At 61.1% G+C, this 3,897-nt stretch carries 1 protein-coding gene; it reads left to right on the top strand.

Annotated elements, in window-relative coordinates; translation table 11 throughout:
* On the top strand, positions 1–3,444 hold a 3,444-nt coding region (locus VJR68_RS20740), incomplete at its 5' end, for a pilus assembly protein (protein ID WP_324150716.1).
* Positions 3,445–3,897: the final 453 nt, after the last annotated feature.

Raw genomic sequence — 3,897 nt, 5'->3', positions numbered from 1 at the left:
TCGTACCAGCAAGGTTCCAGCTTCATCATTTCCAACAACTACACGGCGCCGAATAAAAACAACAACAACACGCCCACGGTCGTCAACGACGGCAACAAAAATTTCTACACGGTCTACAACGCACAGGTGCAGGTGTGTGTGGCAGGCATGCTGGAAAGCAATTGCAACAGCGCGCACGCATCTACCGACTACCCCGGCGCAGGCCAGTACAACAAGCCTGAAGGCCTGATCCAGCAGAACTACACCAGGATCCGCGTCGGCGCTTCGGCGTACGGCTTCCTGAGAGGTGATACGCAACCCAACGGCGCGGTGCGCGCTCTGCTGCGCGACAACGGACCCACCACGTACAACGGTTATGGCTCACCGCAAACCAACAGCTATTCGGAATGGGATGGCAGCACCGGCATTTTCAACACCAATCCGGACAGTGCCGATGCCACTTACGCCAAAGCGCCGGGCGGCACGGCATTCACCGACAGCGGCACCATCAACTACCTGAACAAGTTCGGCTACTCCAACGGCTACGAGCAGTACGACAACGTGGGCGACCTGTACTGGGCCACGCTCGCCTATTACATGCAGGTGCCGCTGGATACGAGCTACACCAACGGTCTCACGTCGAGCAACAGCGCGGACCCGAGTTTCCCGGTATTCACCGGCACAGCGGTGGCTTCCGCCAGCAACCCAACGGTCAACGATCCGATCCAATACACCTGCCAGAACAACGCCATCGTGACCATCGGCGATGCGCACACCTGGTATGACACCGCCGTGCCCACGTCGGCCCCCGCCGCGAAGAACAGCGCTGGCACCTTGTTGTCCCCATTGACAGTGGGCGGCAACGTGGGCACCGCGCTGGACGCGTCCAGCTATGTCACCCAGCTGGGCAACCTGCCGCTGATCGAAGCGCAAGGCACGACGGCAGCTTCCAGTACCATGGCGCAATACCTGAATGTCACCGCCCTCGGGAGCACTTACGAAATCAGCGGTGAATACGCGACCTACAACATGGCAGGTCTCGCCTACTACGCACATACCAAAGATATTCGCGCCGATATCAATGGCAGCCAGAAGGTCACTACCTACACCGTCGACGTGCTGGAACCGGGCAGCTACGACGGCAGTTCGAGCCACCCGACCTACAACCCATCGGGCCTCAGCAACGGATCCGGCCCGAACATGTACTGGCTGGCCGCGAAATACGGCGGATTCAATGACGTCAACGGCGACGGCACGCCGGCCAACATACTCACCTGGCATACGAACGGCACCTCCGCCGCCACCAACGATTTGCGGCCTGACAATTACTTCCCCGGCAACCAGCCCAACCTGATCCAGAGCGGCCTGAAGCAGATCTTCAATAACGTGGCCTCCACCGCTTCGCAAACCGGCGCGGGGCTTACTGTTTCATCTTCGCGCGTGCTGTCCAACGTAACGGCCAATACGGCGCCCTACTACGCGCCGGTCACTGGATTTCCCGCGTACACCACGGCGTACACGCCGGTGGTGTGGACTGGCGACGTCACTGGTTTCGTGGCGTCTACCTCCGGTACGTCCGTGATCACGGCCACCGGCAGCACGCCCTGGCATGCGCAGATCCAGCTCGACACGCTTACCCAGTCAGCTACTTCCAGCGGCACCACCACACTGGCCTGGAGCACCGGACGGCGCATCGTGACGTGGAATGGCAGCAAGGGCGTGCCGTTCCGCTATGCAAACCTTTCCACTTCGGAACAGACTGCGGTAGATGCCACCGGGCACGGCTCGCAACTGGTGGACTATCTGCGCGGCGACAAGAGCAATGAAGGCACGCTGTTCCGCACCCGCACGCACATCCTCGGCGACATCGTGAACTCGGGCGCGACGCTGGTGCAAAACGCGTTGTCACCCTCTTATTCCGAAGCGACAAATCCGGGCTATACCGCTTTCAGCAAAACCATCGCCAATCGCGAGCCGGTGATCTACGTGGGCGCGAACGACGGCATGCTGCATGCGTTCGAGGCGGATTTCACGGGAGCCACCAGCACCAACTCGGTCACCGGGGGTGGCAGCGAACTGTTCGCCTACGTGCCCAGCATGGTGTTCAACGGCCCCAGCAACACGCCGCTGGTCGATGGTTTGCCGGCGCTGGCCAACCTCAACGGCGTCTCCACCAACAATTTCGCGCACCACTTCTACGTCGACGCCACGCCGCAGGTGGCGGACGTGGACTTCACCTATATCAGCGATGGCACAGCCGCGCCGGCAACCACGGCATCGACCTCGGACTGGCACACCCTCCTGGTGGGCGGCCTCGGCAAGGGCGGCAAAGGGATCTACGCGCTGGACGTAACCAGCGTGCCACAAGCCGTCGACACCTCCAGCAGCTCGACGGTGGAAACCTCGCAGGCTGCCAACGTGCTATGGGAATTCACCGACGCGGACATGGGCTACAGCTATGGCGCGCCGCTGATCATCAAGACGCGCAAGTACGGCTGGGTGGTCGCGATGACTTCGGGCTACAACAACACCGGCGGCACGCTAGCCGGACACGGCATCCTCTACATACTCAGCGCGAAGACCGGCAAGCTGCTGCAGAAGATCGATACCGGCGTGGGCAGTGCCACGGCACCGGCCGGACTGGCGCAGGCAACGGCGTATTCGCAGGACATTACCGATGGCACCGTCGACCAGATCTATGCTGGCGATCTGCTCGGCAACGTGTGGCGTTTCGATTTGACCGAAGGCGCGACCGATTCGTCCGGTAATCCTACCGGCAACTATCCTGCGCCCACGCTGCTTGCCACGCTGATCGTTGCAAACAAGCCGCAACCCATCACTACCGCGCCGCGCATCGAGCTGAGCGTCAGTTCGACCGGTTTGACCACGCTGCGCTGGGTGTTCGTGGGCACCGGGCAGTTCCTGGACATCTCCGATCTCACCACCACGCAGCAGCAGACCATGTATGCCTTGCGCGACGGCTCCGGCACCACGCCGTCCACCACCGGCCTGGCGCTCACACGCAGCTCGTTGACCGCGGTGACCGACCTTAGCGTGGGCGCCAGCCTCAGCGACAGTTCGCTGGGCTGGTATTACGACCTCACCAATTCGGCGGGCGGCACCAATGGCGGTACCGAGCGCATCGTGGTGAACCCTGCTGCGACCGCAGGCCTGAACGTGCTGGCATGGGTGACGGTGATCCCTTCCTCCGATCCATGCTCGTTGCAAGGTGGAATCTACGCGACCAACTACGCTGGCGTGTCCGTGCTGGAGAGCAGCAGCGGCAGCGTGGTGAATTATCTGACCACGCAATCGGCGCCCACGGGCGTGTCGATTCTGCAGAACGGCAGCAACGCCGTGGTCGGTACCAACACCACCGGCAACGTTCCGCAGTTGAACAAACTCAATTCAAAGACAAACCCCAACAATGTAAACCGTGCCAACTGGCGGGAAATTCTCAACTGAAGTTGGCCCATTCGCACAAGGATTTGACCCTTTGCGCCATGGGCATGGCAGCAGCGTTTGGCCAGACTGAATGGGCATCCGCGCGATGGCGTTCTTGAGCCGGCCTCCCAGTGGCCGGCCCGAGGACGCGCCACTCATCGGCGGCATGCGCAACGGTTGACTTTCCTCCCTTTGCAACCGTTGTCGACTCGCGGCGCCGAAGATGTATCCGCCCACATCTTCGGCGCCGTTTTTTTGTGCGAGATAACTTTGACGTGGCCTTTGTAGGCCGGGACAAAATCCCAGCTCGTGCAGGCATGGCAATGCTCGGATTTCATCCCAGCCTTGTATCTTGTTTTTGTGGCGGCCAGCTACCGTCACATGGCTTAGAGGAAGCTCGCTCCCAGCCTTAAGGGCCAACCTTGCGGCGTAGATAAAGCCCTCTAGCCCACTTGCACACCTCATCGACACTGG

Source organism: Dyella sp. (genome assembly GCF_035277725.1).
Taxonomy (GTDB): Bacteria; Pseudomonadota; Gammaproteobacteria; order Xanthomonadales; family Rhodanobacteraceae; genus Dyella_B.
Note: the sequence above shows the minus strand (reverse complement) of the source record. Positions and strands in the feature narration are given on the sequence as shown.